Origin of the sequence: Methylobacterium sp. ARG-1, from assembly GCF_001262595.1 — a bacterium.
Classification (GTDB): domain Bacteria; phylum Pseudomonadota; class Alphaproteobacteria; order Rhizobiales; family Beijerinckiaceae; genus Methylobacterium; species Methylobacterium brachiatum.
Window position 1 is genome coordinate 88,605 of sequence record NZ_LHCD01000009.1, and the last position, 21,804, is coordinate 110,408.

The window sequence follows — 21,804 nt, forward strand, 5'->3', positions numbered from 1 at the left end:
CCCAGGGCAGCAGGACCGTCGACGACATGCTGGACATGAGTTGGGGCGAGGTGATGCTGATCGGCGGCGTCGCCCTCATCGTCATCGGGCCGAAGGATCTCCCGAAGGCGCTGCGCACCGTCGGGCAGATCACGACGAAGCTGCGCCGGATGGCCGGCGAGTTTCAGATGCAGTTCAACGAGGCGATCCGCGAGGCCGAGCTCGACGAGGTTCGCAAGGAGGTCGACGGCATCCGCAACACCGTCCGGTCCGCGGGCTCCGGCTTCAACCCGGTCCAGACGATCCGGGACGAGCTGAAGGGTGCGGTCGAGGGGCGGGTCGCCGCCCGGCAGGGCACCGAGCCGCTGGGCCCCGAGAAGCCGGCCGCGGATACGCGCTCGCTGGCTGACGCTACGGCGCAGCTCAAGGCCGAGCAGGACGCGACTGCGCCGTCAGGCCCCGAGCCATCGTCCGTCGCGACCGATAACGTGGCGCATGTTGATCCGCTCGAGCACGCCGCCCAGCCCGACGCGCCGCTCCCGATTCCCGGCTCGGTCGACGATCCCTACGGACCGCCGCCGGAGCCCAAGACCGCGCACGACACCCCCATGGACCCGAAGAACGGCGCCACAGCCCGATGATCAGCGACGCCGACGAGGCCGAGATCGAAGCGTCCCGGGCGCCGCTGCTCGAACATCTGATCGAACTGCGGTCGCGGCTGATCAAGTCGCTGATCGCCTTCGTGGCGATGTTCTTCTGCTGCTTCTTCTTCTCGCGCGATATCTACAACATCCTGGTCTACCCCTACGTCTCGATCGTGGGCGCGCAGAATGCCGAGCTGATCGCAACGCACTTCCTCGAGCAGGTCTTCACCAACATCAAGCTCAGCGTCTTCGGCGCCGCGTTCCTGGCCTTCCCGGTGATCGCCACGCAGATCTACGCCTTCGTGGCGCCGGGCCTTTACCGCAACGAACGCAAGGCCTTTCTGCCCTACCTCGTGGCCACGCCGATCTTCTTCGTGCTGGGCGCCCTGGTGGTGTTCTTCCTGGCGATGCCGCTGCTGATCAAGTTCTCGGTGTCGCTGCAGCAGGTCGGCGTGGCCGGCGAGCCGACCATCAAGCTGCTGCCCAAGGTCGACGAGTACCTCTCGCTAATCATGACGCTGATCTTCGCCTTCGGCATCGCGTTCCAGCTGCCGGTGATCCTGACCCTTCTTGGCCAGATCGGCATCATCGACGCGGCCTTCCTGCGCGAGAAACGGCGCTACGCGATCGTGCTGGTCTTCGTCGTGGCCGCCGTGCTGACGCCGCCGGACGTCATCTCACAGCTCTCGCTCGCCCTGCCGATGCTGATCCTCTACGAGGCTTCGGTCTTCTCCGTGGCGCGCGTGGAGAAGCTGCGCGCGGCCCGACGGGCGGCGGAAGGGTTGGATCCGTAAGGTCCGGACCGACAGGTTCCCGTCTCAAAAGGCCGCGGACCTTTTGCGGGTCCAGGGCAGAGCCTTGGCAAATCGGGGCTACACGCCCCGAACCCCGCCAAAGGGCCGGAGGCCCTTCGGGAAACCAATCTGCGCTACGCTGTCCGCAGCAGAACGTGCCGCTTCTTACCGAAGGACAGCTTGATCACCCCATCCTGGGTCAGGTCCGCGGGCGTCAGCATTGCCTTCTCGTCCGTCACGGCCGCATCGTTGACCCGCAACCCGCCGCCCTTGATCTGGCGGCGCGCTTCGCTGGTGGAGGGCACGAGCTTGGCGATCTCGGGGCCGAACGCGGTCAGCACGCCAAGCCCGCCTTCGAGTGTCGCGACGGGAACGGTGACGGTCGGCAGATCGGCTGCGAGCGTCCCTTCCACGAAGGTCTTCCGTGCAGTCTCGGCGGCGGCCTCGGCCACCTCGCGGCCGTGCATCAGGGCCGTGGCCTCGGTGGCGAGCACCATCTTCGCCGCGTTGATCTCGGAGCCGGCGAGCGCCGCGAGCCGTGCAATCTCGTCCATCGGCAGGAGCGTGAACAGCTTGAGGAAGCGCGCTACGTCCGCATCCTCGGTGTTCCGCCAGAACTGCCAGTAATCGTACGGCTTGAGCATGTCCGGGTTGAGCCAGACGGCACCGGCCGCGGTCTTGCCCATCTTGGCGCCGGAGGACGTGGTCAGCAGCGGACAGGTCAGAGCGTAAAGCTGGGGCGTGCCCATGCGCCGGCCCAAATCGATGCCGTTGACGATGTTGCCCCATTGGTCCGAGCCACCCATCTGCAGGATGCAGCCGTAGCGGCGGTTCAGCTCCACGAAGTCGTAGGATTGCAGGATCATGTAGTTGAATTCCAGGAACGAGAGTTCCTGGTCGCGCTCCAGGCGCAGGCGGACGCTGTCCATCGACAGCATGCGGTTGACCGAGAAATGGCGGCCGATGTCGCGCAGCATCTCGATGTAGTTGAGCTTGGTCAGCCACTCGGCATTGTCGACCATCACGGCATCGCCCGCACCGCCGCCGAAGCGCAGGAACCGGTCGAATGTCTTGCGGATCTCGGCCTTGTTGGCGTCGATCTGCTCGACCGTGAGGATCTTGCGGGTCTCGTCGCGGCCGGACGGGTCGCCGACCCGCGTGGTGCCGCCACCCATCAGGGCGATCGGCTTGCCCCCGGTCGCCTGCAGCCAGTGCAGCATCATGATTGAGAGCAGGTGCCCGACATGGAGCGAGGGCGCCGTGCAATCGTAGCCGACATAGGTCGTCAGCCGCCCTTCGGAGGCCGCGGCGTCGATCCCGGCGAGGTCCGAGGTCTGGTGGATGTAGCCGCGCTCGGTCAGGATCCGCAGGAAGTCAGATTTCGGCGCGAAGCTCTCGGCGGTCATGGCTGCGGTCTCGGATCGCGAGCCGGCGCGACAGGCCGAGGCTCTGCGTGCTAGCTCGCGCTGGGGTTCAGGATACGGCGCGCTCTTAGCAGGGCGTTGGCCGAAAGGCACGGGGTCAGGCGGAATGGCGATGATGCGCGCGATCGGGCTGATGAGCGGCACCTCGCTGGACGGCGTCGACATCGCGCTGATCGAGACTGACGGCGAGCGGGTCCACGTGGTCAAGGGCCAGAACAACTTCCTCGAGCCGCTGGGGCCGACCGGCTACCGCGGTTATTCGGACGAGGAGAAGCTGCTTCTGCGGGTCGCCACGAAGGATGCCGAGTCGGTGCTCCATCCGGGCGACCGCCCCGGGCGCTTGCCCGAGGCGGAAGCGTTCGTCACCCAGGCCCATGCCGAGGCGGTGGAACGCTTCCTCGCCGAGAACGGCCTGAGCGCCGACGCCATCGACGTGATCGGCTTCCACGGGCAGACCGTGATTCATCGGCCGGACCAGCGCATCTCGATCCAGATCGGCGACGGGCAGGCCTTGGCGACTCGGCTCGGCATTCCGGTGGTGTCGGATCTGAGGCGGGCCGATATCGAGGCCGGGGGCCAGGGCGCGCCGCTGGTGCCGGTGTTCCACAAAGCCCTGGCCGAGGCCTCGGGCTTCGACGGCCCATTCGGCATCCTGAATATCGGCGGCGTCGCAAACGCCACGCTGATCGACTCGAAGGGCGGCGTGATCGCGTTCGACACCGGCCCCGGCAACGCGCTCATCGATGAGTGGATGCAGGAGCGCGAGGGCAAGAACCTCGACGATGGCGGGCGTACCGCCGCTCGCGGCCGCCCGGACGAGCCCCTGCTCGCTTGGCTGCTGACACATCCGTTCTTCTTCCGCCGGCCGCCGAAGTCGCTCGACCGGAACTGGTTCTCGCATAAGCTCGCCGGCCAGCTCTCGACGGAGGACGGTGCCGCGACGCTGACGGCCTTCACGGCCCGCGCCGTCGCCCGGGCCCTGGACCACGCGCCCGAGATCCCGACCCGCTGGATCGTGGCCGGCGGCGGTGCGCGCAACGGCGAGCTGGTGCGGCTGCTGAACTACCATCTGCGGTCCGAGATCACGACCGCGGACGCCATCGGCTGGTCCTCGGCCTATCTGGAGGCGCAGGCCTTCGCGTATCTCGCAGTGCGCTCGCTCCGGGGCCTGCCGATCACCTTCCCATCCACCACGGGGGTGCGCGAGCCGATGACCGGCGGCGTGCTGGCGCGACCGAATGCCTGATCCCTGGGCGGCAACCGGCGGACGGCCCGTCGGTTTGCTCCGTTCGGATCGCGACCGGAATTGTAACCTTGGCCGAGACCTACCTGCGCTACCACGACGGCGTCGAGACGCCGGCACCGGATGAAGCCGAGACGATCGACGCGATTATCGCGTCGATGACGCGCGAGAGCCAAACCACGGCCAAGCGCTACGGCCACGCGGTGCGCGCATCGCACGCGAAAATCAGCGGCGTGGTGACGGGCGAGCTTCAGGTGCCGGACGATCTCCCGCGCGAGCTGAAGCAGGGCCTGTTCGCCAAGGGTGGGACCTATCCGGTGATCGTGCGCTTCGCGCAGGGGCCGGGTGAACACCTGAAGGACAGCGTCTCCACCCACCGCGGCATGGCGATCAAGGTTTTGGGTGTCGCGGGCGAGAAACTGCAGGGCCACGGCGCGGAGACCCAGGATTTCGTGCTTGCCACCGGGCCGGTCTTTCCGAACCCGGATGCCAAGGGCTTCCTGGGCAGCATGAGGCAGCTGGAGGCCGGTACGAAGGCGCCCGAGGCGCTCAAGGCTGCTTTCTCACGGACGGCACGTGCGGCCGATACGATCGTCAAGGCCGTGACCGGCGAGAGCTCGCCGCTCCTCGACTTCTTCGGCCACGAGCCGCTGCATCCCTTGGCCGAGCCGTATTATTCGCAGGCCGCGCTCCGCTACGGCGACCACGTCGCCAAGGTCGCCGCCTTTCCGACCGGCGCGAAACAGGTCGCGCTGGCCGATCAGGATCTGCATCCCGGCGAGGATCCCAACGCGTTCCGGCACGCGGTGGCCGCCTATTTCACTGGCGACGCGGCGATTTTCGAGCTTCGCGTGCAGCTCTGCACCAATCTCGACGACATGCCGGTCGAGGATGCGGCGAAGCGCTGGGACGAGGCGGCGAGCCCCTATCGCACCGTCGCCCGCCTCGTCCTGCCTGCGCAGGATTCCCAGTCCGAGGCCCGGACCCGCTACGCCGACGACGTCCTGTCCTTCCGGCCCGCTCACAGCCTCGCGGCGCACCGGCCGCTTGGCTCGCTGATGCGGGCACGCCTCAAGACCTATCAGGCGCTCTCCAGCTTCCGTCACGGCCGAAACCAGACGCCCGAGACGGAGCCGACCACCATAGAGCAGGTTCCGGCCTAAGAATGAGCCTCGGCCACGCCCTGCGGCGGATCGTCGAGGAATACCCGCTCGCCCGGCTCGATCCGCCGACCGGGCATCCCCTGGCGGCAGTGATCCGGCGCGGCGCGCCGGACGAGCTGCGCGCTGCCCTCGAATCAATAGAGGGTTCGTTTCTGGTGAAGGGCAGCCCCGGCCGCGGCAGCCATTGGGCGGCGGTGCCCTGGCTTGCCGTGTTCGACCCCGCCGTCACAACCAGTGCCACCCGCGGCTATTACCTCGTCTACTTGTTTCCGGCCGATCGCGAGGTCGTTCACCTGTCGCTGGCCCAAGGAACGGTGGCGGCGATCCGTGAGCACGGGCCGCGAGCGGAAGCCTACCTCCGCACCAGCGGCGACGCGCTGCGGTCGCGTCTGTCCGATTTCGCAGGGCGCCTCCCGAACAGGTGCATCACCCTCGGGACCTTGGGCGAATTGCCGGAGGGCTACGAGGCGGCGCATATCCTTGGCCTGACCTATGATCTAGACGCTCTCGGCGACGAACGCCGCCTGCGCGCCGACCTTTCTGTCGGGGTGGCGGCTTACAGGGCGCTGAAGGCACGGGGTGGGCTGGCTGTGTCGACAGGAACCGCCGGAGCGATTATGTAGTTTTTAAGCTACTGGCACACCACGCTGACCATACGTCAGACCACGATCTACGAAGCTTGGTTTGCTGGATTGCGCGACGAGCGTGCGCGGGTTCGTATCGACGTTCGCATCAAGCGCCTTGCCCTGGGTAACGCTGGGGACGTGAAGCCTGTCGGTGAAGATGTGAGTGAACTTCGGATCGATTACGGACCGGGCTATCGCGTTTATTTCGCGCAACGCGGAAGCGAGATCGTGTTGTTCCTATGTGGCGGCGATAAACGCACGCAAGATCGAGACCTCCGCGAGGCCCAGTCGCTCAACCGGCAGGAGAAACATCGATGACCGTCGAAACTCGGTCCTGGGATGTTGCTGAACACCTCGATACGCCCGAACGCATCGCCCTGTATATCGAGGCCGTGCTCGAGGATGGCGATCCCGCCCTTATTGCAGCGGCCATCGGTGACGTGGCGCGCGCGCGCGGCATGGCGCAGATCGCGGCCGAGACAGGACGATCACGCGAGAGCCTGTATCGCGCACTATCCGACAAGGGAAATCCGCAACTCGACACCTTGATCGGAGTCCTGAAAGCGATCGGGCTGAGGCTCAGCGTGCAGCCGATCGCCGGCTCGGAGCTGGCATAGGGTCAGACTGAGGAAGACGGTTTGTGCCTCCGGCGCTCCCGCGCTAGACGGGCCGGGTCATGTCTCACAACACGTTCGGTCATCTCTTCCGCGTCACGACCTTCGGCGAGAGCCACGGGGTCGCGCTCGGCTGCGTGGTCGATGGCTGTCCGCCCGGGCTGGCGCTGGAGGCAGAGGAGATCCAGGCGGAACTCGACCGGCGCAAGCCGGGCCAGTCGCGCTTCACGACCCAGCGGCGCGAGCCGGATCAGGTGAAGATCCTGTCGGGGGTGTTTTCCGACGACCGCACCGGCGGTCGCCAGTTCACCACCGGCACACCGATCGCCCTGATGATCGAGAATACCGACCAGCGCTCGAAGGATTACTCCGAGATTCGCGACAGCTATCGGCCGGGCCACGCCGATTACTCCTACGACGCCAAGTATGGCATCCGCGACTATCGCGGCGGCGGCCGATCCTCGGCTCGGGAGACCGCGGCGCGGGTCGCCGCCGGCGCGGTGGCGCGCAAGGTGATCCCGGGCGTCACCATTCGTGCGGCGCTCGTTCAGATGGGGCCGCACGCCATCGACCGGGCGCGCTGGGACTGGGCCGAGACCGGCAACAACCCGTTCTTCTGCCCCGACCCGGAGGCGGCCGCGCTCTACGAGCGCTATCTCGATGAGATCCGCAAGGACGGTTCCTCCGTCGGCGCCGTCATCGAGGTGGTGGCCGAGGGCGTGCCGTCGGGCCTCGGCGCTCCGATCTACGGCAAGCTCGATGCGGATCTCGCTGCCGCGATGATGTCGATCAATGCCGTCAAGGGCGTCGAGATCGGCGACGGGTTCGCGGCCGCGGCCCTGCGCGGCGAGGACAATGCCGACGAGATGCGGGCCGGCAATGACGGGCGCCCGCGCTTCCTGGCGAACCACGCCGGCGGCATCCTCGGCGGCATCTCCAATGGCGAGCCGGTGGTGGTGCGTTTCGCCGTGAAGCCGACCTCGTCGATCCTGACCCCGCGCCGCTCGGTCACCCGCGACGGTGTCGAGGTCGACCTGATCACCAAGGGCCGCCACGATCCTTGCGTCGGCATCCGTGCCGTGCCGGTGGCGGAAGCCATGATGGCCTGCGTGCTGGCCGATCACTATCTACGCCATCGCGGGCAGGTGGGCGTGGCCTGACCCGCCGGAGCAGGATCCGATCACGGCGTGGTCAGGCCAACTCCGGGACCAGAGATTTTCACAGGCTCGCTCAACCCGGACCACCCTCTGTCCGGCGCTGAGCGAGCCCCCCCTTCCTCCGCGCGGGGTGGGGGATGCGAGACGAAAGAGCGATCCGTGCCCCATTGCACCGTCACAGAGGCCATCTCGGCCTTCGCCCGCGGCGAGATCGTGGTCGTCACCGACGATGACGATCGTGAGAACGAGGGCGACCTCGTCGTCGCGGCTTCGCTCTGCACGCCGGAGAAGATGGCGTTCATCATCCGCAACACCTGCGGCATCGTCTGCGCGCCGATCACACAGGACGAGGCACGGCGGCTGCATCTCGACCCGATGGTGGCCTCGAACGACGCGCCGCTCGGCACCGCCTTCACGGTCACGGTCGACGTCAAGCACGGGCTGACCACCGGCATCTCCGCGGAGCAGCGCTGCAACACCGTGCGCGCGCTTGCCAACGGTAATATGGGCGCAGGCGATTTCGTCCGCCCCGGCCACGTCTTCCCGCTGATTGCCCGCAATGGCGGCGTGCTGATGCGCTCGGGCCATACCGAGGCCGCGGTCGATCTATGCAAGCTCGCCGAGCTGCCGCCGGTCGGGGTGATCTGCGAGCTCGCCAACGACGACGGCACCGTGATGAAGGGGCCGCAGATCGAGGCGTTTTCCGAGAAGCACGGGCTGAAGCGCGTCTCGGTGGCCGATCTGATTGCCTATCGGCAGGCCCGGGACCGGCTGGTGGAGCGGGTCGGGCACTTCACCGTCCAGTCCAGCCACGGGGACGTCACCGCCTACGCCTTCTCGACCCCGTTCGAGGCGATCCAGCAATTCGCCTTCGTGATGGGTGAGATCGGCGATGGCCGGGACGTGTTGGTTCGCCTCCATCGCTCCAACGTCGCGGCCGACGTGATCGGAGGCGGCAAGCAGATCGACGCCGTTCTCAAGCGCTTCGCGTCCGAGGGCCGCGGGGTGCTGGTGTATCTGCGGGACGGGACTGCAGGCGTTCCGCTGAAGAGCGCCCTGGAGGAGGGGACCGAGGCTCTGCGCGCCCGCCAGTGGCGCGAAGTCGGCCTGGGCGCCCAGATCCTGCGCGACCTCGGCGTCGTCTCGATCCGCAACCTCGCGACGTCGGCGCGCTCCTATGTCGGCCTCTCCGGCTTCGGCATCGAGCTTCTGGGCGACGTGCCCTTGGAGGGCTGACCTGTCAGGCGCGGCGCGCGACGGTCCAGATCGCCGCGCCGGCCATGATGGCGGCGGCGCTCCGGTTCAGCCGGGCGCGGAACACGGGTTTCCGCAAAGACTCCCGTGCCCGCGCCGCAAGGGCGGCGTAGGGCGTCATCACCCCCGCGAGCACCAGCGTCGTCAGTCCGACCAGGATACCGAAATCGCCCGCCGCGGCCGTCCGCAGGTCGACGATCGTGGGCAAGACGGCGAGGTAGAAGACGATCGTCTTGGGGTTGGCCAGAGTGATGGTGATCCCCGCGGTGAAGCTGGATAGGGGGCCTCCCGCCGGGCCGCCCTCGATCCGGTCCGTCTGTCCGGCCGCGCGCCAGAGGCGCACAGCCAAATAGCCGAGATACAGGCCGGCGCAGAGCCGGACGGCGACGAAGACTTCGCCCAACGTCTCCGCGATCACGGCCAGTCCGAAGACGGCCGCGGACAGGAAGGTCAGATCGCCGAGGATCAGCTCCGCCGAGAAGGCCATGGCGGCCCGGAAGCCCGAACTGAGCGCCCGCGCCACCAGGGCGACGACACCCGGGCCGGGCACGGCGGCGGCGACGCAAAGCGCCAGCGCGTAGGCGAGATAGCTGGTGAGCGTCATCGACCGCGCCCGGACCAGACCAAAGGCGCGTCCGTCTCAAAGAGACGCATCCAAATGGGCGGGGCGCAGCGTTTCACCGGCAGCCGGAGTTTGATCGATTCGAAATCGGCCGATCATGCCGGGCTTCGCGGTGCCCGCAAGGCGAATCCGATCGCCTTGCTCACCGTCCCATCAGCGCGTCCACATGGGCGGATACGGATTTCGCCAGCCCCTCCAAGCTGTAGCCGCCCTCCAGCACCGACACGATCCGGCCGCCGGCGCAACGCTCGGCCAGGTCCATGAGCTTGCGGGTCGCCCAGCCGAAATCCTCCGCCTCCAGACGGAGGTTCGCCAACGGATCGAGGCGGTGTGCGTCGAAACCCGCCGAGATCACGATGACGTCGGGCCGGAAGGTTTCCAGCCGCGCCACAATGCCGGCCTCGAACGCCTCGCGGAACACTTCGCCGTCGTCGTTGGGCCGCAGCGGTACGTTGACGATCGTGTCCTTCTCGCCACGCTCCGAGGCGGCGCCGCTGCCCGGGAACAGCGGCATCTGATGGGTCGAGGCGTAGAGCACGCTCGCATCGTCCCAGAAGATGTCCTGGCTGCCGTTGCCGTGGTGAACGTCCCAATCGACTAAGGCCACGCGCTCGGCACCGTGTTTCTGCTGGGCATAGCGGGCGGCGATCGCGGCGTGATTGAACAGGCAGAAGCCCATGGACCGGGTCCGTTCGGCATGGTGGCCGGGCGGACGCATCGCCACGAAGGCGTTGCGGCATTCGCCCGCCATCACCGCGTCCAGGGCGTGGTTGGCCCCCCCGATCGCCCGCAACGTCGCCTCCAGGCTGCCGGCGGACAGGATCGTGTCGGCGTCGATCCCGACCATGCCGTGTTCCGGCACGGCGGCGACCAGTGCATCGACGTATTCGCGGGGATGGGTCAGGGTCGCGACCTCAATCTCCGCCCGCGGTGCGGCCACTCGCACCAGGCCGGCGAAGCGCTCGTCTTCCAGGGCACGCTCGATGGCCCGCATCCGCGCCGGGCGCTCCGGATGGCCCTCCGGCACCGCGTGGTCGAAACTCGCCGGATGGCTCACGTAGAGGGTGGTCACGACGATCGCTCCCGGGTGCGGTCCTGTCGCGGACCTGCAACAGGAGCCGGCAATGTGCCACGGGCGGAACGCGCGGACTACGGCAGGGTGCCAGGCCTCGTTATAGTTGCTCAAATCTTCCACGGGACGAGTCCCGAACGGGTCGCATGTCCGGGCGCGCGGAAGACGTCCGAGGACCGGCGCATGCGCATCATCCCCGTCATCGCCTGCGCCGCGTGGCTCGCGGGCTGCACGTTCAAGGCCGTCCCCGACCCGAAGGTCTCGGCCCGCGATGCCGCGTTCATGGCGCTTGTGCCCGAGGCCGAGTTCGATCCGCACTTCGCCCGATACCAGGTGAGCGATCCGACCGGGCAGCCCCCGGGCACGATCGTGGTCGAGACCAGGGAGCGCCAGCTCTACCTCGTGCTGCCGGACGGCAAGGCGATCCGGTACGGCGTTTCCGTGGGCGATGAGGCCTTTGGCTGGACGGGCACAGCCACCATCGATCGGAAGGCCGAATGGCCCGCCTGGAACCCGCCGGCCGAGATGATCAAGCGCTGGCCCCACGTCCACGCCATGCAGGGCGGCCCGTTGAATCCGCTCGGCGCCCGGGCCCTCTACCTGGCCGATCACGGCCGGGACACGCTCTACCGGATCCACGGCACCAACGAGCCGGAGAAGATCGGCCAGGCGGTCTCCTCCGGGTGCATCCGCATGCGCAACATCGACGTGGTGGACCTGTTCGACCGCGTGCCCGTCGGGGCGACGGTCATCGTCCGGTAACGCAACTGATCAACGTCCCAATAAGCCTGCTTGCTCGGTCCGTGTTTACCTGAACTTCCGTTCAGACCTTGCCGTTAACTTCCGGCAGGGGAGCCGTCCCGTAAGTTCAAATCACACCGGGACAAGCACCGACCGCAGCAAAGGTCGGAGGAGCAGGCAGCCATGACCATGATCTCCGTTCAACAGTTCTGCAACCATGCCGTTTCGACTGGCGCGATCAGCGACGAGGACCTCCTGGTCCTCAAGCGCGAGGTGCTGCCGGAGGGAATCATGAGCCGTGACGAGGCGGACATGCTGATCGCCCTGGAGCGTGCGGTGATCGGCTCCGACGATTTCGCCGACTTCCTGGTCGCTTCGGTGGTCGACTTCGCGGTGTGGGGCCTGCGCCCGACCGGCTATATCGACCGCGACGTCGCCGCCTGGCTCGCCAGCTCGCTCAGCGGCCGCGACGGCCCGACCCCGGTCGGCGCCCGGATCGCCATGGAGATCGTCCGCGAGGCGCAGGGCAGCGCCGAGGCCCTGATGGCTTTCGCCCTCGACGCCAACCGCTGGACCCGCGAGGCGGCCCAGGCTCCGCGCGTCACGTTCGCCCTGGCCGCCTGAGACTACGACCAAGGCGCAGCTTCCGTCCGCGGCACATCTGATCTATCGGGACTGTCAAGCCGGTGTGCAATCCGGCGATCTCGAGAGCGATGCGCCAGCGATGTTCGATAAGATCCTGATCGCCAACCGGGGCGAAATCGCCTGCCGGGTCATCAAGACCGCCCGGAAGATGGGCATCAGGACGGTCGCGGTCTATTCGGATGCCGACCGTGACGCGGTCCACGTCGCCATGGCCGACGAGGCGGTCCATATCGGCCCCGCCGCCGCCGCGCAGTCCTATCTGGTCATCGAGAAGATCGTCGAGGCCTGCCGGCAGACCGGCGCCCAGGCGGTCCATCCCGGCTACGGCTTCCTGTCCGAGCGCGAGGCCTTCCCGAAGGCGCTCGAGGCTGCCGGCATCGTGTTCATCGGCCCCAATCCCGGCGCCATCGCCGCCATGGGCGACAAGATCGAATCCAAGAAGGCGGCCGCGGCCGCCAACGTCTCCACCGTCCCGGGCTTCCTCGGCGTGATCGAAAGCCCCGAGCACGCCGTCGAGATCGCCGACGGGATCGGCTACCCGGTGATGATCAAGGCCTCGGCCGGCGGCGGCGGTAAGGGCATGCGCATCGCCCATTCGTCGGGCGAGGTCGCCGAGGGCTTTGCCCGCGCCAAGTCGGAGGCCTCCTCGTCCTTCGGCGACGACCGGGTCTTCGTGGAAAAGTTCATCACCGACCCGCGGCATATCGAGATCCAGGTGATCGGCGATAAGCACGGCAACGTGATCTATCTCGGCGAGCGCGAGTGCTCGATCCAGCGCCGCAATCAGAAGGTGATCGAGGAGGCACCGTCGCCGCTGCTCGATCCCGAGACCCGCCGGAGGATGGGCGAGCAGGCCGTCGCCCTCGCCAAGGCCGTGAATTACGATTCCGCCGGCACGGTCGAGTTCGTCGCCGGCCAGGACAAGTCCTTCTATTTCCTGGAGATGAACACCCGGCTCCAGGTCGAGCATCCGGTCACTGAGATGATCACCGGCCTCGACCTCGTCGAGCTGATGATCCGGGTGGCCGCGGGCGAGACGCTGCCGCTGACGCAGGAACAGGTGAAGCTCGACGGCTGGGCCGTGGAGAGCCGCGTCTACGCCGAGGATCCAACCCGCAACTTCCTGCCCTCCATCGGCCGCCTGACCACCTACCGGCCGCCGGAGGAGGGGCGGCAGGGCACCGCGATCGTGCGCAACGATACCGGCGTGGAGGAGGGCGGCGAGATCGCGATCCACTACGATCCGATGATCGCCAAGCTGGTGACCTGGGCGCCGACCCGCGCCGAGGCGATCGCCGCGCAGGGCGATGCCCTGGACGCCTTCGCGATCGACGGCATCCGCCACAACATCCCGTTCCTCTCGGCGCTGATGGCCCATCCGCGCTGGCAGGAGGGCAATCTCTCCACCGGCTTCATCGCCGAGGAATTCCCGAACGGCTTCGTCGCGCCCGAGCCCGCGGGTGCGGTGGCGATCCGAATGATGGCCGCCGCGGCGGCGATCGATCACAAGCTCAACCAGCGCAAGCGCGGGATCTCCGGGCAGATGCGCGCCCCCGGCCTGTTCGCGTTCGAGCGGGACCGGGTCGTGATCCTGGCCGGCCAGTCCTACCCGGTGACCATCGAGGCCGAGGGCGAGGACCTGATCGTCACCCGAGATGACGGCACGGCGCTGGCGGTGGCGAGCGGGTGGCGCCCGGGCGAGCCGGTTTGGATCGGCACGATCGGCGCCGAGCGCGTCGCCATCCAGGTGCGCGGCCTGCTGAACGGCGTGTTCCTGCAGCATGCCGGCGCCGCGGCCGAGGCCCGGGTCTACACCCGCCGCGAGGCCGAACTCGCCGCGCTGATGCCCGTGAAGGAGCAGGCCGGCTCCGGCAAGCAGGTGCTCTGCCCGATGCCGGGTCTCGTGAAGCAGATCCTGGTCACCGAGGGCCAGGAGGTGAAGAACGGCGAGCCCATCGCGGTGGTCGAGGCGATGAAGATGGAGAACATGCTCCGCGCCGAGCGCGACGCGACGGTCGCGAAGATCCATGCCAAGGAAGGCGACAGCCTTGCAGTGGACGCGGTGATCCTAGAATTCGCCTGATGATCGCGCGTTCGTCGTGCGTGCAGTTCACGACGAGCAGACGAAGCTCCTGGCCACCGCGCTGAACAACATCGCGGTGGCTTCTGTGGTGATCGGCTTCGTAACGCGGATCACGGCCATGCGTTTGGAAGTCGCGAGCGCGCTGGCCTTGCGTCCAGCCACCGCCATCTTCGCGGCGATCTGGCTTTCCTCAAGCTTCGGCATAGATGCGATCGGCAGGCGCGTGCTGCGGAGCGTCAGGCCATGAGTTCGGGTGGAACCTTCATTACGTTCGTCATCCCGGCGGTCGCCATCGTCGTCACTTATGTGGCGATGCGTGCGAACGCATGGGCCATTCAACGCGACCGGCGCACATCCGGACCATGATGTGGCGGCCTAGCCGCTGATCTGATCACGTCAGCATGCCCCTGTATTTCGCCTACGGCGCGAACATGGATGCCGCCGCGATGGCCCTGCGTTGCCCGGTCTCGCGGCTGATCGGCGGCGGGCGGCTGCCGGCGCACCGATTCATCATCATGCGCGAGGGCTATGCCTCCGTGGTGCGCGATCCCGCCCGCACGGTTCACGGGGTCCTGTGGGAGCTGGCACGCGACGATATTCCGGCCCTCGACCGCTACGAGGGCGTGTCTGGCGGCCTCTACACCAAGGCGACATTGCCGGTGACGACGGCCGGCGGGGTCAAGCGCGCGCTGATCTATCTCGGCCGGTCCACCGCGCGCGGCCGGCCGCGTCCGGGCTACCTCGAAGCCGTGGTCGCGGCCGCGCACGCCGCGCAGCTGCCGCTTGCCTATATCCGCGAACTCAGTACCTGGATGCGCGGCCCGCCCGCCTGACCATCGGGCAATTGGTACGCAACCTGCTTGCTCGCGATCGACCGGGGCGGCGACACCATCATGCGCCTCGGCCAGCTGTGATGTTTGCGCAGCGTGCCATTCGGTCAACGGCGATCGGCGGCCGCGTGCGAGGGAGAGGTTCGCATGTCCTATCTGGCGCCCGCCGATTTCGTGAAGAAGGCCGTCGATGCCGGTGAATCGAAGGTCTTCATGGCCACCAAAGACACGTTCATCCGGGCCTACATGGCCGGCGCGATCCTGGCGCTCGCCGCGGCTTTCGCGGTGACCATCAACCAGACCACCGGCCAGCCCCTCGTTGGGGCGCTGCTATTCCCGGTCGGCTTCTCGATGCTGTACCTGCTAGGCTACGACCTCTTCACCGGGGTCTGCGTGCTCACCCCGCTCGCTCTGATCGACAAGCGCCCCGGCGTCACCGTGGCCGGCATCGCGCGCAACTGGACACTCGTGTTCTTCGGGAACTTCGCCGGTGCCCTCACCACCGCACTGATGATGGCGATCGTGTTCACCTTCGGCTTCGCCACCGAGCCGAACGCCGTCGGCAAGGCGATCGCCGGTATCGGCGAGGCGCGCACCCTCGGCTACGAGAAGTACGGCGCGGCCGGTATGCTGACGCTCTTCGTGCGCGCCATGATGTGCAACTGGATGGTTTCCACCGGCGTCATCGGCGCGATGCTGTCCACCTCGGTTCCCGGCAAGGTGATCGCGATGTGGATGCCGATCACGGTGTTCTTCTTCATGACCTTCGAGCATTCGGTCGTGAACATGTTCCTGTTCCCGTCGGCGATCCTCATGGGCGGCCACCTGACCGTCATGGATTACCTGCTCTGGAACGAGATCCCGACGCTGCTCGGCAACATCGTCGGCGGTCTCGCCTTCACCGGGCTGATGCTCTACTCGACCCATGTCCGCACGGGTGAGACGCGCTCGGCCCCGGTCGGTGCCGGCGTCCGTCGTCCGATGGCGGCCGAGTGAGGTTGAGCGGCCCGTGCTCCCGCACGGGCCTTTGGGGACGGTGCCGATCCGATGAGCGCGACGCGTACCGTCTCCGTGATCGTGAAGGGGCGGGTCCAGGGTGTTTCCTATCGGGCCTGGACCCAGGCCGAAGCCCGCGCCCGGGGCCTGTCCGGCTTCGTGCGCAACCGGGACGACGGCTCTGTCGAGGCGCTGTTCAGCGGTCCGCTGGAGGCCGTCGACCACATGGTGGCTCTGTGCCGGTCCGGGCCGCCGGCGGCCCGGGTGACCGACGTCAGTGTGTGCGAGGGCGGCGATCCGCCGGAGGCAGGCCGGTTCGAGATCCTGCGCGGCTGAGACCGTCGCGAGAGGCAGGACGGGTTCTGCGGGGCGTATGGGACTGGTATGGCCTCGGGCCGCTACCGATTCCGATACCCGGCACTCCGAGACCATGACAGACCTGACCGCAGGCAGTGCCGCCTTCTCGCCCCTCGATCTCGGGGCGCTGGCCTATTTCATCGTCGCCTGGGTCGCGTACGGCCTGTCGGTCGGCCGCCTGCGCGGGCGCATGATCTCGCTCAGCCAGATCATGAACGTGCACCGGTCGAACTGGGCCCGGCAGATCATCGGGCGTGAGAACCGGGTCGTCGACACGCAGATCAACGCCTCTCTCCAGAACGGCACCGCCTTCTTCGCGTCGACCTCGCTGATTGCACTGGGCTCGGTGCTGACCCTGTCCCGCTCCGGCGACGACGTGCTCAACCTGTTCGCGACCCTTCCGTTCGGGACGGTGGCGAACCGGACGACCTGGGAGCTGAAGGTCGCCGGCCTCGCGGTGGTCTTCGTCTACGCCTTCTTCAAATTCGCCTGGGCCTACCGGCTGTTCAATTATGCGGCGATCCTGCTGGGCGCCGTGCCGCCGAAGGGCTCGGGCGTCAGCGACACAGAGGTGATGCGGGCAGTCCGCCGGCTCGCGGCGATGAATGTCAGCGCCGGCCGGCACTTCGCCCGCGGGCAGCGCGCCTTCTTCTTCGCGCTGGCCTATCTCGGCTGGTTCGTGAGCCCGTATGTGCTGATCGCCTCGACTAGTGCCGTGGTCGTCATCATGTGGCGTCGGCAGTTCGCCTCGGAGATCCGCAAGGCACTGCTGGAGGCCGGTGAAGGCCCGCACGAGGGACCGCTCCTGGCCCCCGCCGAGGAGGCACGGACATGACGATGACCAAAGCAGACGAGGCGGCGATCGAGAAGACCCTGCTCGGGCTGGTAGCCGAGCGCGGCGTCGGCAAGACCATCTGCCCGTCGGAGGTCGCCCGGGCCTTGGGCGGCCCGCACCCCGACGGATGGGGGCCGCTGATGCAGCCGGTGCGGCGGGTCGCGGTGCGGCTCGCCCATGCCGGCCAGGTTGCGATCCTGCGCAAGGGCAAGCCGGTCGATCCGGACGATTTTCGCGGTATCTACCGGCTGGCGCTGCCAGGCGCCGCGACCGGTTCGGGCCTTGGCAACCAATCCGGCGTGTAGCCGGCGAGCCGGTAAACCACGAGGCCGATCCACTCCTTCACCGCGAGATCGAGCTGGAGGAGCCCGTCCGAGGCGAATCCGTGGAACCGGGCGGCGTCGCCCCAGCCGCGGGTTCGGTAATCGACCGGGAAAGCGTCCACCGTGAAGCCGGCCTCCCGGAAGCAGCCGATCGCTCGGGGCATGTGCCAGGCCGAGGTGACCAGCAGCCAGCGCTCTCCCGGCTTCGGCTGGACCAGAGCGGCGGTAAACGCAGCGTTCTCCTGAGTGTTGCGCGACCGGTTTTCGAGGATCAGTCGGGTGCGCGGCAGGCCGAGGACATCGGCATGGCGGCTGATGATGTCGGCCTCCGCAATGCCGCCGCCAACGAAGCCGCTTCCGCCGGAGAAGACGAGCCGGGCCTGCGGAAAACGGCGCGATAGATGGGCCAGGTAGACCGGTCGCTCGCCGGCATCATTGCCGAGCACCTGCTCGCGCGCCTCGGACAGCCCGGCCTCGATACCGCCGCCGAGCACGATGATGCCCGCGGGCGCCGGCCCATCTTCCGGGTAGGGCGGAAACCGCTCCTCCAGCGGCAGGAGGGCGATCTCCGATACGGGGGTCAAGCCGCCAACGGCCAGTCCCACCAGACCGAACGCGGCGAGCGCGAGGCCGGTTCGGCGCAGGCGGGTCGCCGCCAGAAGCACGAGCCCGGCGATTGCCGAGAAGATGAACAGGTTCGACGGGGTGATCAGGAAATAGACCACCTTCGAGAGCGGGAAGAACACCGGGCCGCCTCAGGCCGGCTTCGTCTCGGCCTCGAACCGGGCCAGGGCGGCGGCGTCCGGCGGCAGCAGGCTGGAGAGGCTCTCGCCTTTCTCGACCTCGCGCTGGATCCACAGGTCGAGGCGCTGCTGCTCGACGGCTTCCAGGGCGATGCGCTCAGCGAGCTCGGCCGGCAGCGCGACGATCCCGCCGGGTCCGCAGACGACGATGTCGCCGGGATGGATCGCGGCGCCGCCGCAGGAGACCCGTTCCTGGCTGCCGACCAGGGCCAGCGTCTCGCTCCCGACCTCCGGCGCCGACCAGACCGGCAGACCGACCGCGTCCGGAAGGGCGCCGTCGGTGACGAGGCCGGCGACACCGCGCTGCGCGAGCCGCGCCGCCACGATCGCGCCGAAGGGCAGGGCGAGGCCTGAGCGGGCGGCGTCGATCACCAAGATGGCGCCTTCCGGGACCGCATCGATGGCGGCAGAGAGGTCGCCGGCCGCGTCGTTGCGGGCCGGAATCATCCGCATCGTGTAGGCCGGGCCGATGGCGCTTTCGCCGTTGCCGGTCAGACCGCGCGGGCTGAAAGCCTTAACGCCCGCGCGCGACAAGGCCCGGGCCAGGCTGGCCGGCGTCACGGCGGAGAGTGCGTCGCGCAGGGTCGGATCGATCGCCATCAGAGGCTCCGTGGAAGGCGGGCGCCGGACGGATCGGCGAGTTGGCTCAAGGTGGATCGCACAGGCCCGCCGACAAGGCCGCGCTTGCCGCCTCGCCCCGAAAGATGGTTGCCGGTGTCCGGGGAGACGTTCGCGATCTCAGGAGATCGGCTCGCGCAAAGCCCGCGCCGCTCCGGGCCGGGCCGCGAGCCGCTCGTACCAGCGGCGCAGGGCCGGCCGCTCGATGCGCTCGGCCGGCAGGTTCAGCCAGCGATGCGCCGCACAGCCGAGGGCGATGTCGGCGATGCTGAAACCATCGCCGACCGCGTAGGCGCGACCCGTCAGATGCGCGTCCAGAATGGCGGCAAACGCCTCTGTCCGCTTCACCGAAGCGCCGATCACGGCGCGGTCCGGATTGGCCGACCGGTAGAGCTGCCAGAACGCGTCCCGCATGGCGGGCGTGAAGGAAGTGGCCTGCCAATCGAGCCATTGCTCAATATGGGCGCGCGTCCGCGGATCGGCAGGCGGTGCGAGAGACGGGGCCATCGCAGCGACGTAGCGGAGGATGGCATTCGATTCCCAGAGGACGAACCCGTCCTCCTCCAGGGTCGGGACCAGCCCGTTCGGGTTTTTGGCGCGATAGGCGGGGTCGTCGACGACGCCGTGCGCACCGCCGGCATCGATCCGCTCATAGGCGAGGCCGGCCTCGTCCAGCGCCCAGACGGCCTTCTGCACGTTGACCGAGGTAAGCCGGCCCCAGAGTTTACGCATCGTCACGAACCGTCTCCGCTACGCCTTCGGAGGGTAGGCGTGCTCACACCCGTTGGGATCGGTCACCCGCGTCTCACCGTCCGCGTCGCGCAGGTAGCCCGGCCCGACCGGCACTTTGCCGTGGCCGCCGGGGATGTCGAGCACGTAGGTCGGCTGCGCGAGCCCGGAGAGGCGCCCGCGCAGGGCGCGCATGAGCGCCTGCCCCTCGGTCAGGCTCGTGCGCAGATGGCCGGTGCCCGGGGCGAGGTCGCCGTGATGGAGGTAATAGGGCTTGATCCGATTCTCGACGAAGGCCCGCATCAGCGCCTCGAGGGTCGCTGGGTCGTCGTTGATGCCGCCAAGCAGGACCGATTGGCTGACCATCGGGATCCCGGCATCCACCACCCGGGCGCAGGCGGCGCGGGCAGCCGGCGCGAATTCCCGCGGGTGGTTGGCGTGCAGGGCGACGAACACCGCGCGGCCGAAGCGCTTGAGCGCCGTCACCAAATCTGCATCGACGAGATCGGGCTTCACCACCGGCACGCGGGTATGGATCCGCATTACCCGGACATGCTCGATCGCCGACAGGCGCTCGGCGATGGCGCCGAGGCGCCGGGCGGAGAGCGCAAACGGGTCGCCGCCGGTGAGCACCACCTCCCAGATCCGCGGATCCTGCGCGATGTAGGCCAGCGCGCCGTCGAGTTCGGCTTCGGTCAGGGAGCCGAGGCCGTCCGGCCCGACCATCTCGCGCCGGAAGCAGAACCGGCAATAGACCGGGCAAATATGCAGCGGCTTCAGCAGCACCCGGTCGGGGTAGCGGTGGACGATGCCTTTTACCGGTGTGTGCGCCTCATCGCCAATCGGGTCGGCCCGCTCCTCCGGGGCGACCACGGTTTCCGCACCCTGCGGCACGAATTGGCGGGCAATCGGATCGGTCGGATCGTCCAGATCGATCAGCTCGGCCATGTCCGGCGTAACCGAGACGGCGTAGCGCGACAGCACATCGTGCAGGGCGTCCGCCTCCGGGCCGGAGAGCAGGCCGGCGGCGGCGAGGTCGGCGGCGTTGCGCAGGGTGCGGTTCACGGCAGGGTCTCCGCGACCGGGGTCCAGAGGACGTCGTCGATCCGGTTCGCTCCGCAGGCCAGCATGGCGAGGCGGTCGAAGCCGAGGGCGATCCCGGAGGCGTCGGGCATCACGGCCAGCGCGGCGAAGAAATCCTCGTCGATGGGGTACGTCTCTCCGTAGACGCGCAGCTTCTCCGCCATCTCCCCGGCGAAGCGTCGGCGAAGGGAAGCGGGATCGGTCAATTCGCCGAAGGCATTGGCGAGTTCGACCCCGCACGCATAGAGCTCGAACCGTTCGGCCACCCGCGGATCGTCCGGGGCGGGCCGGGCGAGGGCGGCCTCGCTGATCGGGTACTCGCACAGGATGGTCGGGCGCCCGATGCCGAGATGCGGCTCGACCCGCGCCACCAGCACCCGGGAAAACAGATCGGCCCAGGTGTCATCCGGCGCGATCCGGAGGCCGGCCTCCGACACCGCGGTGGCGAGGCCGTCGCGGTCGGTCGCCCCGGTGGGCGAGATCGTGGCCAGCAGGTCGATGCCGGCAAAGCGCGTGAAGGCCTCGGCGAGGGTCAGGCGCTCCGGCTCGGCGAACGGGTCGGCCTCCCGGTCGCGATAGCGGAAGCGGCGGGTGCCGGCGGTCTCGGCGGCGAGTGCGAGCAAATCGGCGCAATCGGACATCAGGTCAGTGTAGGGCACGCCGGCGCGATACCATTCCAGCATGGTGAATTCCGGATGGTGCAGCGGGCCGCGCTCGCGGTTGCGGAAAACCCGGGCGACGCTGAGCAGCCGCGTCTCACCGGCCGCCAGGAGCTTCTTGCAGGCGAATTCCGGCGAGGTGTGCAGGTAGAGCGGCGTCCGCGCCCCGCTCGCGCCGATCGCCGCGGTGGCGAAGGCCGAGAGATGCACCTCGTTGCCTGGGGAGACCTGCAGGCAGGCGGTCTCGGCCTCGACGAAGTCGCGCGCGGCGAACCAGGCCCGGAAGGCGGCCAGGATGCGGTTGCGCAGGAGCAGCCGCGGCCGCCGGTCGGCGTGGCGACCGGGCGACCACCAGGGCGAGGGCGCGCCGCTCAAAGCCCGATCCCCGGGCGCGGGCGGTCTCGGCCGGGCAAGGCAATCCTCGGCGTCGTCATCGCACGATCCTGACGGGCTCCCGATCGGGCCTCTCGATGTCCAGGCCTCCGCACGGGCCACGGGTTCCCCGGATTG

Annotated in this window: 26 protein-coding genes; 17 read left to right on the forward strand and 9 right to left on the reverse strand. The window is 68.4% G+C overall.

Features of this window, described 5'->3' with window-relative positions; all coding sequences use genetic code 11:
* Window positions 1-26: 26 nt before the first annotated feature.
* Window positions 27-620 (forward strand): Sec-independent protein translocase protein TatB, encoded by a 594-nt coding sequence (gene tatB / locus AKJ13_RS11350; protein WP_050733438.1) that lies wholly within the window; start codon window positions 27-29, stop codon window positions 618-620.
* Window positions 617-1,417 carry a twin-arginine translocase subunit TatC gene (gene tatC, locus AKJ13_RS11355; RefSeq protein ID WP_007563762.1) on the forward strand — a complete coding sequence of 267 codons (801 nt, stop codon included), beginning with the start codon at window positions 617-619 and terminating at the stop codon, window positions 1,415-1,417. Before tatB ends, tatC begins: the two co-directional genes overlap by 4 nt.
* A gap of 134 nt (window positions 1,418-1,551) precedes the next feature.
* Here the strand turns inward: tatC and tyrS are convergent, their stop codons facing one another.
* On the reverse strand, window positions 1,552-2,823 hold the full coding sequence (gene tyrS / locus AKJ13_RS11360; RefSeq protein ID WP_050733439.1) for a tyrosine--tRNA ligase: 1,272 nt from the start codon (window positions 2,821-2,823) through the stop codon (window positions 1,552-1,554).
* Window positions 2,824-2,947: 124 nt separating this feature from the next.
* On the opposite strand from tyrS, the gene AKJ13_RS11365 reads away from it, so the two are divergent.
* The 7 genes from AKJ13_RS11365 to ribB all read left to right on the forward strand — a co-directional run bounded on the left by AKJ13_RS11365 (window position 2,948) and on the right by ribB (window position 8,880).
* A complete protein-coding gene (locus AKJ13_RS11365) occupies window positions 2,948-4,087 on the forward strand; it encodes an anhydro-N-acetylmuramic acid kinase (protein ID WP_082316922.1) in 1,140 nt (379 codons plus the stop codon).
* 68 nt (window positions 4,088-4,155) lie between these two features.
* Complete coding sequence (locus AKJ13_RS11370) at window positions 4,156-5,247, forward strand: catalase family protein (RefSeq protein ID WP_050733440.1); 1,092 nt, start codon at window positions 4,156-4,158, stop codon at window positions 5,245-5,247.
* A 2-nt stretch (window positions 5,248-5,249) separates the two neighbouring features.
* Window positions 5,250-5,870 (forward strand): DUF3578 domain-containing protein, encoded by a 621-nt coding sequence (locus AKJ13_RS11375; protein WP_050733441.1) that lies wholly within the window; start codon window positions 5,250-5,252, stop codon window positions 5,868-5,870.
* A 24-nt stretch (window positions 5,871-5,894) separates the two neighbouring features.
* Window positions 5,895-6,191, forward strand: coding sequence for a type II toxin-antitoxin system RelE/ParE family toxin (locus AKJ13_RS30360; RefSeq protein ID WP_082316923.1), 297 nt, complete (start codon window positions 5,895-5,897; stop codon window positions 6,189-6,191).
* Entirely contained in the window at window positions 6,188-6,490 is a 303-nt protein-coding gene (locus AKJ13_RS11380) for an addiction module antidote protein (RefSeq protein WP_050733442.1), read from the forward strand. The genes AKJ13_RS30360 and AKJ13_RS11380 overlap by 4 nt, the downstream gene beginning before the upstream one ends.
* Window positions 6,491-6,549: 59 nt before the next feature.
* On the forward strand, window positions 6,550-7,647 hold the full coding sequence (gene aroC, locus AKJ13_RS11385) for a chorismate synthase (RefSeq protein ID WP_050733443.1): 1,098 nt from the start codon (window positions 6,550-6,552) through the stop codon (window positions 7,645-7,647).
* A gap of 156 nt (window positions 7,648-7,803) precedes the next feature.
* Window positions 7,804-8,880 (forward strand): 3,4-dihydroxy-2-butanone-4-phosphate synthase, encoded by a 1,077-nt coding sequence (gene ribB, locus AKJ13_RS11390; RefSeq protein WP_007563776.1) that lies wholly within the window; start codon window positions 7,804-7,806, stop codon window positions 8,878-8,880.
* Window positions 8,881-8,884: 4 nt separating this feature from the next.
* Here the strand turns inward: ribB and AKJ13_RS11395 are convergent, their stop codons facing one another.
* Window positions 8,885-9,502, reverse strand: coding sequence for a LysE family translocator (locus tag AKJ13_RS11395; protein ID WP_050733444.1), 618 nt, complete (start codon window positions 9,500-9,502; stop codon window positions 8,885-8,887).
* 160 nt (window positions 9,503-9,662) lie between these two features.
* Complete coding sequence (locus tag AKJ13_RS11400; RefSeq protein WP_050733445.1) at window positions 9,663-10,592, reverse strand: histone deacetylase family protein; 930 nt, start codon at window positions 10,590-10,592, stop codon at window positions 9,663-9,665.
* Window positions 10,593-10,775: 183 nt separating this feature from the next.
* Here AKJ13_RS11400 and AKJ13_RS11405 point away from each other — a divergent pair, with 183 nt between their 5' ends.
* The 3 genes from AKJ13_RS11405 (at window position 10,776) to AKJ13_RS11415 (ending at window position 14,061) form a co-directional block, all read left to right on the forward strand.
* Window positions 10,776-11,354 (forward strand): L,D-transpeptidase, encoded by a 579-nt coding sequence (locus tag AKJ13_RS11405; protein ID WP_050733446.1) that lies wholly within the window; start codon window positions 10,776-10,778, stop codon window positions 11,352-11,354.
* Between the two features lie 162 nt (window positions 11,355-11,516).
* Window positions 11,517-11,957, forward strand: coding sequence for a hypothetical protein (locus AKJ13_RS11410; protein ID WP_050733447.1), 441 nt, complete (start codon window positions 11,517-11,519; stop codon window positions 11,955-11,957).
* A gap of 100 nt (window positions 11,958-12,057) precedes the next feature.
* Window positions 12,058-14,061 carry an acetyl/propionyl/methylcrotonyl-CoA carboxylase subunit alpha gene (locus AKJ13_RS11415; RefSeq protein WP_050733515.1) on the forward strand — a complete coding sequence of 668 codons (2,004 nt, stop codon included), beginning with the start codon at window positions 12,058-12,060 and terminating at the stop codon, window positions 14,059-14,061.
* Between the two features lie 27 nt (window positions 14,062-14,088).
* Here AKJ13_RS11415 and AKJ13_RS31860 read toward each other — a convergent pair whose 3' ends face one another.
* Window positions 14,089-14,265 (reverse strand): hypothetical protein, encoded by a 177-nt coding sequence (locus AKJ13_RS31860; protein ID WP_160320600.1) that lies wholly within the window; start codon window positions 14,263-14,265, stop codon window positions 14,089-14,091.
* Between the two features lie 197 nt (window positions 14,266-14,462).
* Here AKJ13_RS31860 and AKJ13_RS11420 point away from each other — a divergent pair, with 197 nt between their 5' ends.
* The 5 genes from AKJ13_RS11420 (at window position 14,463) to AKJ13_RS11440 (ending at window position 17,384) form a co-directional block, all read left to right on the forward strand.
* A complete protein-coding gene (locus AKJ13_RS11420; RefSeq protein ID WP_050733448.1) occupies window positions 14,463-14,894 on the forward strand; it encodes a gamma-glutamylcyclotransferase family protein in 432 nt (143 codons plus the stop codon).
* Between the two features lie 144 nt (window positions 14,895-15,038).
* On the forward strand, window positions 15,039-15,887 hold the full coding sequence (locus tag AKJ13_RS11425) for a formate/nitrite transporter family protein (RefSeq protein WP_050733449.1): 849 nt from the start codon (window positions 15,039-15,041) through the stop codon (window positions 15,885-15,887).
* A 51-nt stretch (window positions 15,888-15,938) separates the two neighbouring features.
* Window positions 15,939-16,223 carry an acylphosphatase gene (locus AKJ13_RS11430; RefSeq protein WP_050733450.1) on the forward strand — a complete coding sequence of 95 codons (285 nt, stop codon included), beginning with the start codon at window positions 15,939-15,941 and terminating at the stop codon, window positions 16,221-16,223.
* 94 nt (window positions 16,224-16,317) lie between these two features.
* Window positions 16,318-17,079 carry a DUF599 family protein gene (locus AKJ13_RS11435; RefSeq protein WP_007563798.1) on the forward strand — a complete coding sequence of 254 codons (762 nt, stop codon included), beginning with the start codon at window positions 16,318-16,320 and terminating at the stop codon, window positions 17,077-17,079.
* On the forward strand, window positions 17,076-17,384 hold the full coding sequence (locus AKJ13_RS11440) for a DUF3253 domain-containing protein (protein ID WP_050733451.1): 309 nt from the start codon (window positions 17,076-17,078) through the stop codon (window positions 17,382-17,384). The genes AKJ13_RS11435 and AKJ13_RS11440 overlap by 4 nt, the downstream gene beginning before the upstream one ends.
* On the opposite strand, the gene AKJ13_RS11445 is transcribed toward AKJ13_RS11440, so the two are convergent.
* The 5 genes from AKJ13_RS11445 to epmA form a co-directional block, all read right to left on the reverse strand.
* Window positions 17,321-18,148, reverse strand: coding sequence for a YdcF family protein (locus AKJ13_RS11445; RefSeq protein ID WP_050733452.1), 828 nt, complete (start codon window positions 18,146-18,148; stop codon window positions 17,321-17,323). The genes AKJ13_RS11440 and AKJ13_RS11445 overlap by 64 nt on opposite strands.
* 9 nt (window positions 18,149-18,157) lie before the next feature.
* Window positions 18,158-18,805 carry a dimethylmenaquinone methyltransferase gene (locus AKJ13_RS11450; protein ID WP_050733453.1) on the reverse strand — a complete coding sequence of 216 codons (648 nt, stop codon included), beginning with the start codon at window positions 18,803-18,805 and terminating at the stop codon, window positions 18,158-18,160.
* A gap of 138 nt (window positions 18,806-18,943) precedes the next feature.
* Window positions 18,944-19,555, reverse strand: a complete 612-nt coding sequence (locus AKJ13_RS11455; RefSeq protein ID WP_050733454.1) for a glutathione S-transferase family protein — start codon at window positions 19,553-19,555, stop codon at window positions 18,944-18,946.
* Window positions 19,556-19,573: 18 nt separating this feature from the next.
* The gene (locus AKJ13_RS11460; RefSeq protein ID WP_050733455.1) at window positions 19,574-20,617 is read right to left on the reverse strand and encodes a lysine-2,3-aminomutase-like protein; all 1,044 of its coding nucleotides are present in this window, start codon (window positions 20,615-20,617) and stop codon (window positions 19,574-19,576) included.
* A complete protein-coding gene (gene epmA / locus AKJ13_RS11465) occupies window positions 20,614-21,669 on the reverse strand; it encodes an EF-P lysine aminoacylase EpmA (RefSeq protein ID WP_050733456.1) in 1,056 nt (351 codons plus the stop codon). Before epmA ends, AKJ13_RS11460 begins: the two co-directional genes overlap by 4 nt.
* Between the last annotated feature and the right edge of the window lie 135 nt (window positions 21,670-21,804).

Coding starts and splice junctions, on each gene's coding strand:
- tatB (WP_050733438.1), top strand. CDS start 27: ATGCTGGACATGAGTTGGGGCGAGGTGATGCTGATCGGCGGCGTCGCC.
- tatC (WP_007563762.1), top strand. CDS start 617: ATGATCAGCGACGCCGACGAGGCCGAGATCGAAGCGTCCCGGGCGCCG.
- tyrS (WP_050733439.1), bottom strand. CDS start 2,823: ATGACCGCCGAGAGCTTCGCGCCGAAATCTGACTTCCTGCGGATCCTG.
- AKJ13_RS11365 (WP_082316922.1), top strand. CDS start 2,948: ATGGCGATGATGCGCGCGATCGGGCTGATGAGCGGCACCTCGCTGGAC.
- AKJ13_RS11375 (WP_050733441.1), top strand. CDS start 5,250: ATGAGCCTCGGCCACGCCCTGCGGCGGATCGTCGAGGAATACCCGCTC.
- AKJ13_RS11380 (WP_050733442.1), top strand. CDS start 6,188: ATGACCGTCGAAACTCGGTCCTGGGATGTTGCTGAACACCTCGATACG.
- aroC (WP_050733443.1), top strand. CDS start 6,550: ATGTCTCACAACACGTTCGGTCATCTCTTCCGCGTCACGACCTTCGGC.
- AKJ13_RS11395 (WP_050733444.1), bottom strand. CDS start 9,502: ATGACGCTCACCAGCTATCTCGCCTACGCGCTGGCGCTTTGCGTCGCC.
- AKJ13_RS11405 (WP_050733446.1), top strand. CDS start 10,776: ATGCGCATCATCCCCGTCATCGCCTGCGCCGCGTGGCTCGCGGGCTGC.
- AKJ13_RS11410 (WP_050733447.1), top strand. CDS start 11,517: ATGACCATGATCTCCGTTCAACAGTTCTGCAACCATGCCGTTTCGACT.
- AKJ13_RS11415 (WP_050733515.1), top strand. CDS start 12,058: ATGTTCGATAAGATCCTGATCGCCAACCGGGGCGAAATCGCCTGCCGG.
- AKJ13_RS31860 (WP_160320600.1), bottom strand. CDS start 14,265: ATGCCGAAGCTTGAGGAAAGCCAGATCGCCGCGAAGATGGCGGTGGCT.
- AKJ13_RS11420 (WP_050733448.1), top strand. CDS start 14,463: ATGCCCCTGTATTTCGCCTACGGCGCGAACATGGATGCCGCCGCGATG.
- AKJ13_RS11425 (WP_050733449.1), top strand. CDS start 15,039: ATGTCCTATCTGGCGCCCGCCGATTTCGTGAAGAAGGCCGTCGATGCC.
- AKJ13_RS11430 (WP_050733450.1), top strand. CDS start 15,939: ATGAGCGCGACGCGTACCGTCTCCGTGATCGTGAAGGGGCGGGTCCAG.
- AKJ13_RS11435 (WP_007563798.1), top strand. CDS start 16,318: ATGACAGACCTGACCGCAGGCAGTGCCGCCTTCTCGCCCCTCGATCTC.
- AKJ13_RS11440 (WP_050733451.1), top strand. CDS start 17,076: ATGACGATGACCAAAGCAGACGAGGCGGCGATCGAGAAGACCCTGCTC.
- AKJ13_RS11450 (WP_050733453.1), bottom strand. CDS start 18,805: ATGGCGATCGATCCGACCCTGCGCGACGCACTCTCCGCCGTGACGCCG.
- AKJ13_RS11455 (WP_050733454.1), bottom strand. CDS start 19,555: ATGCGTAAACTCTGGGGCCGGCTTACCTCGGTCAACGTGCAGAAGGCC.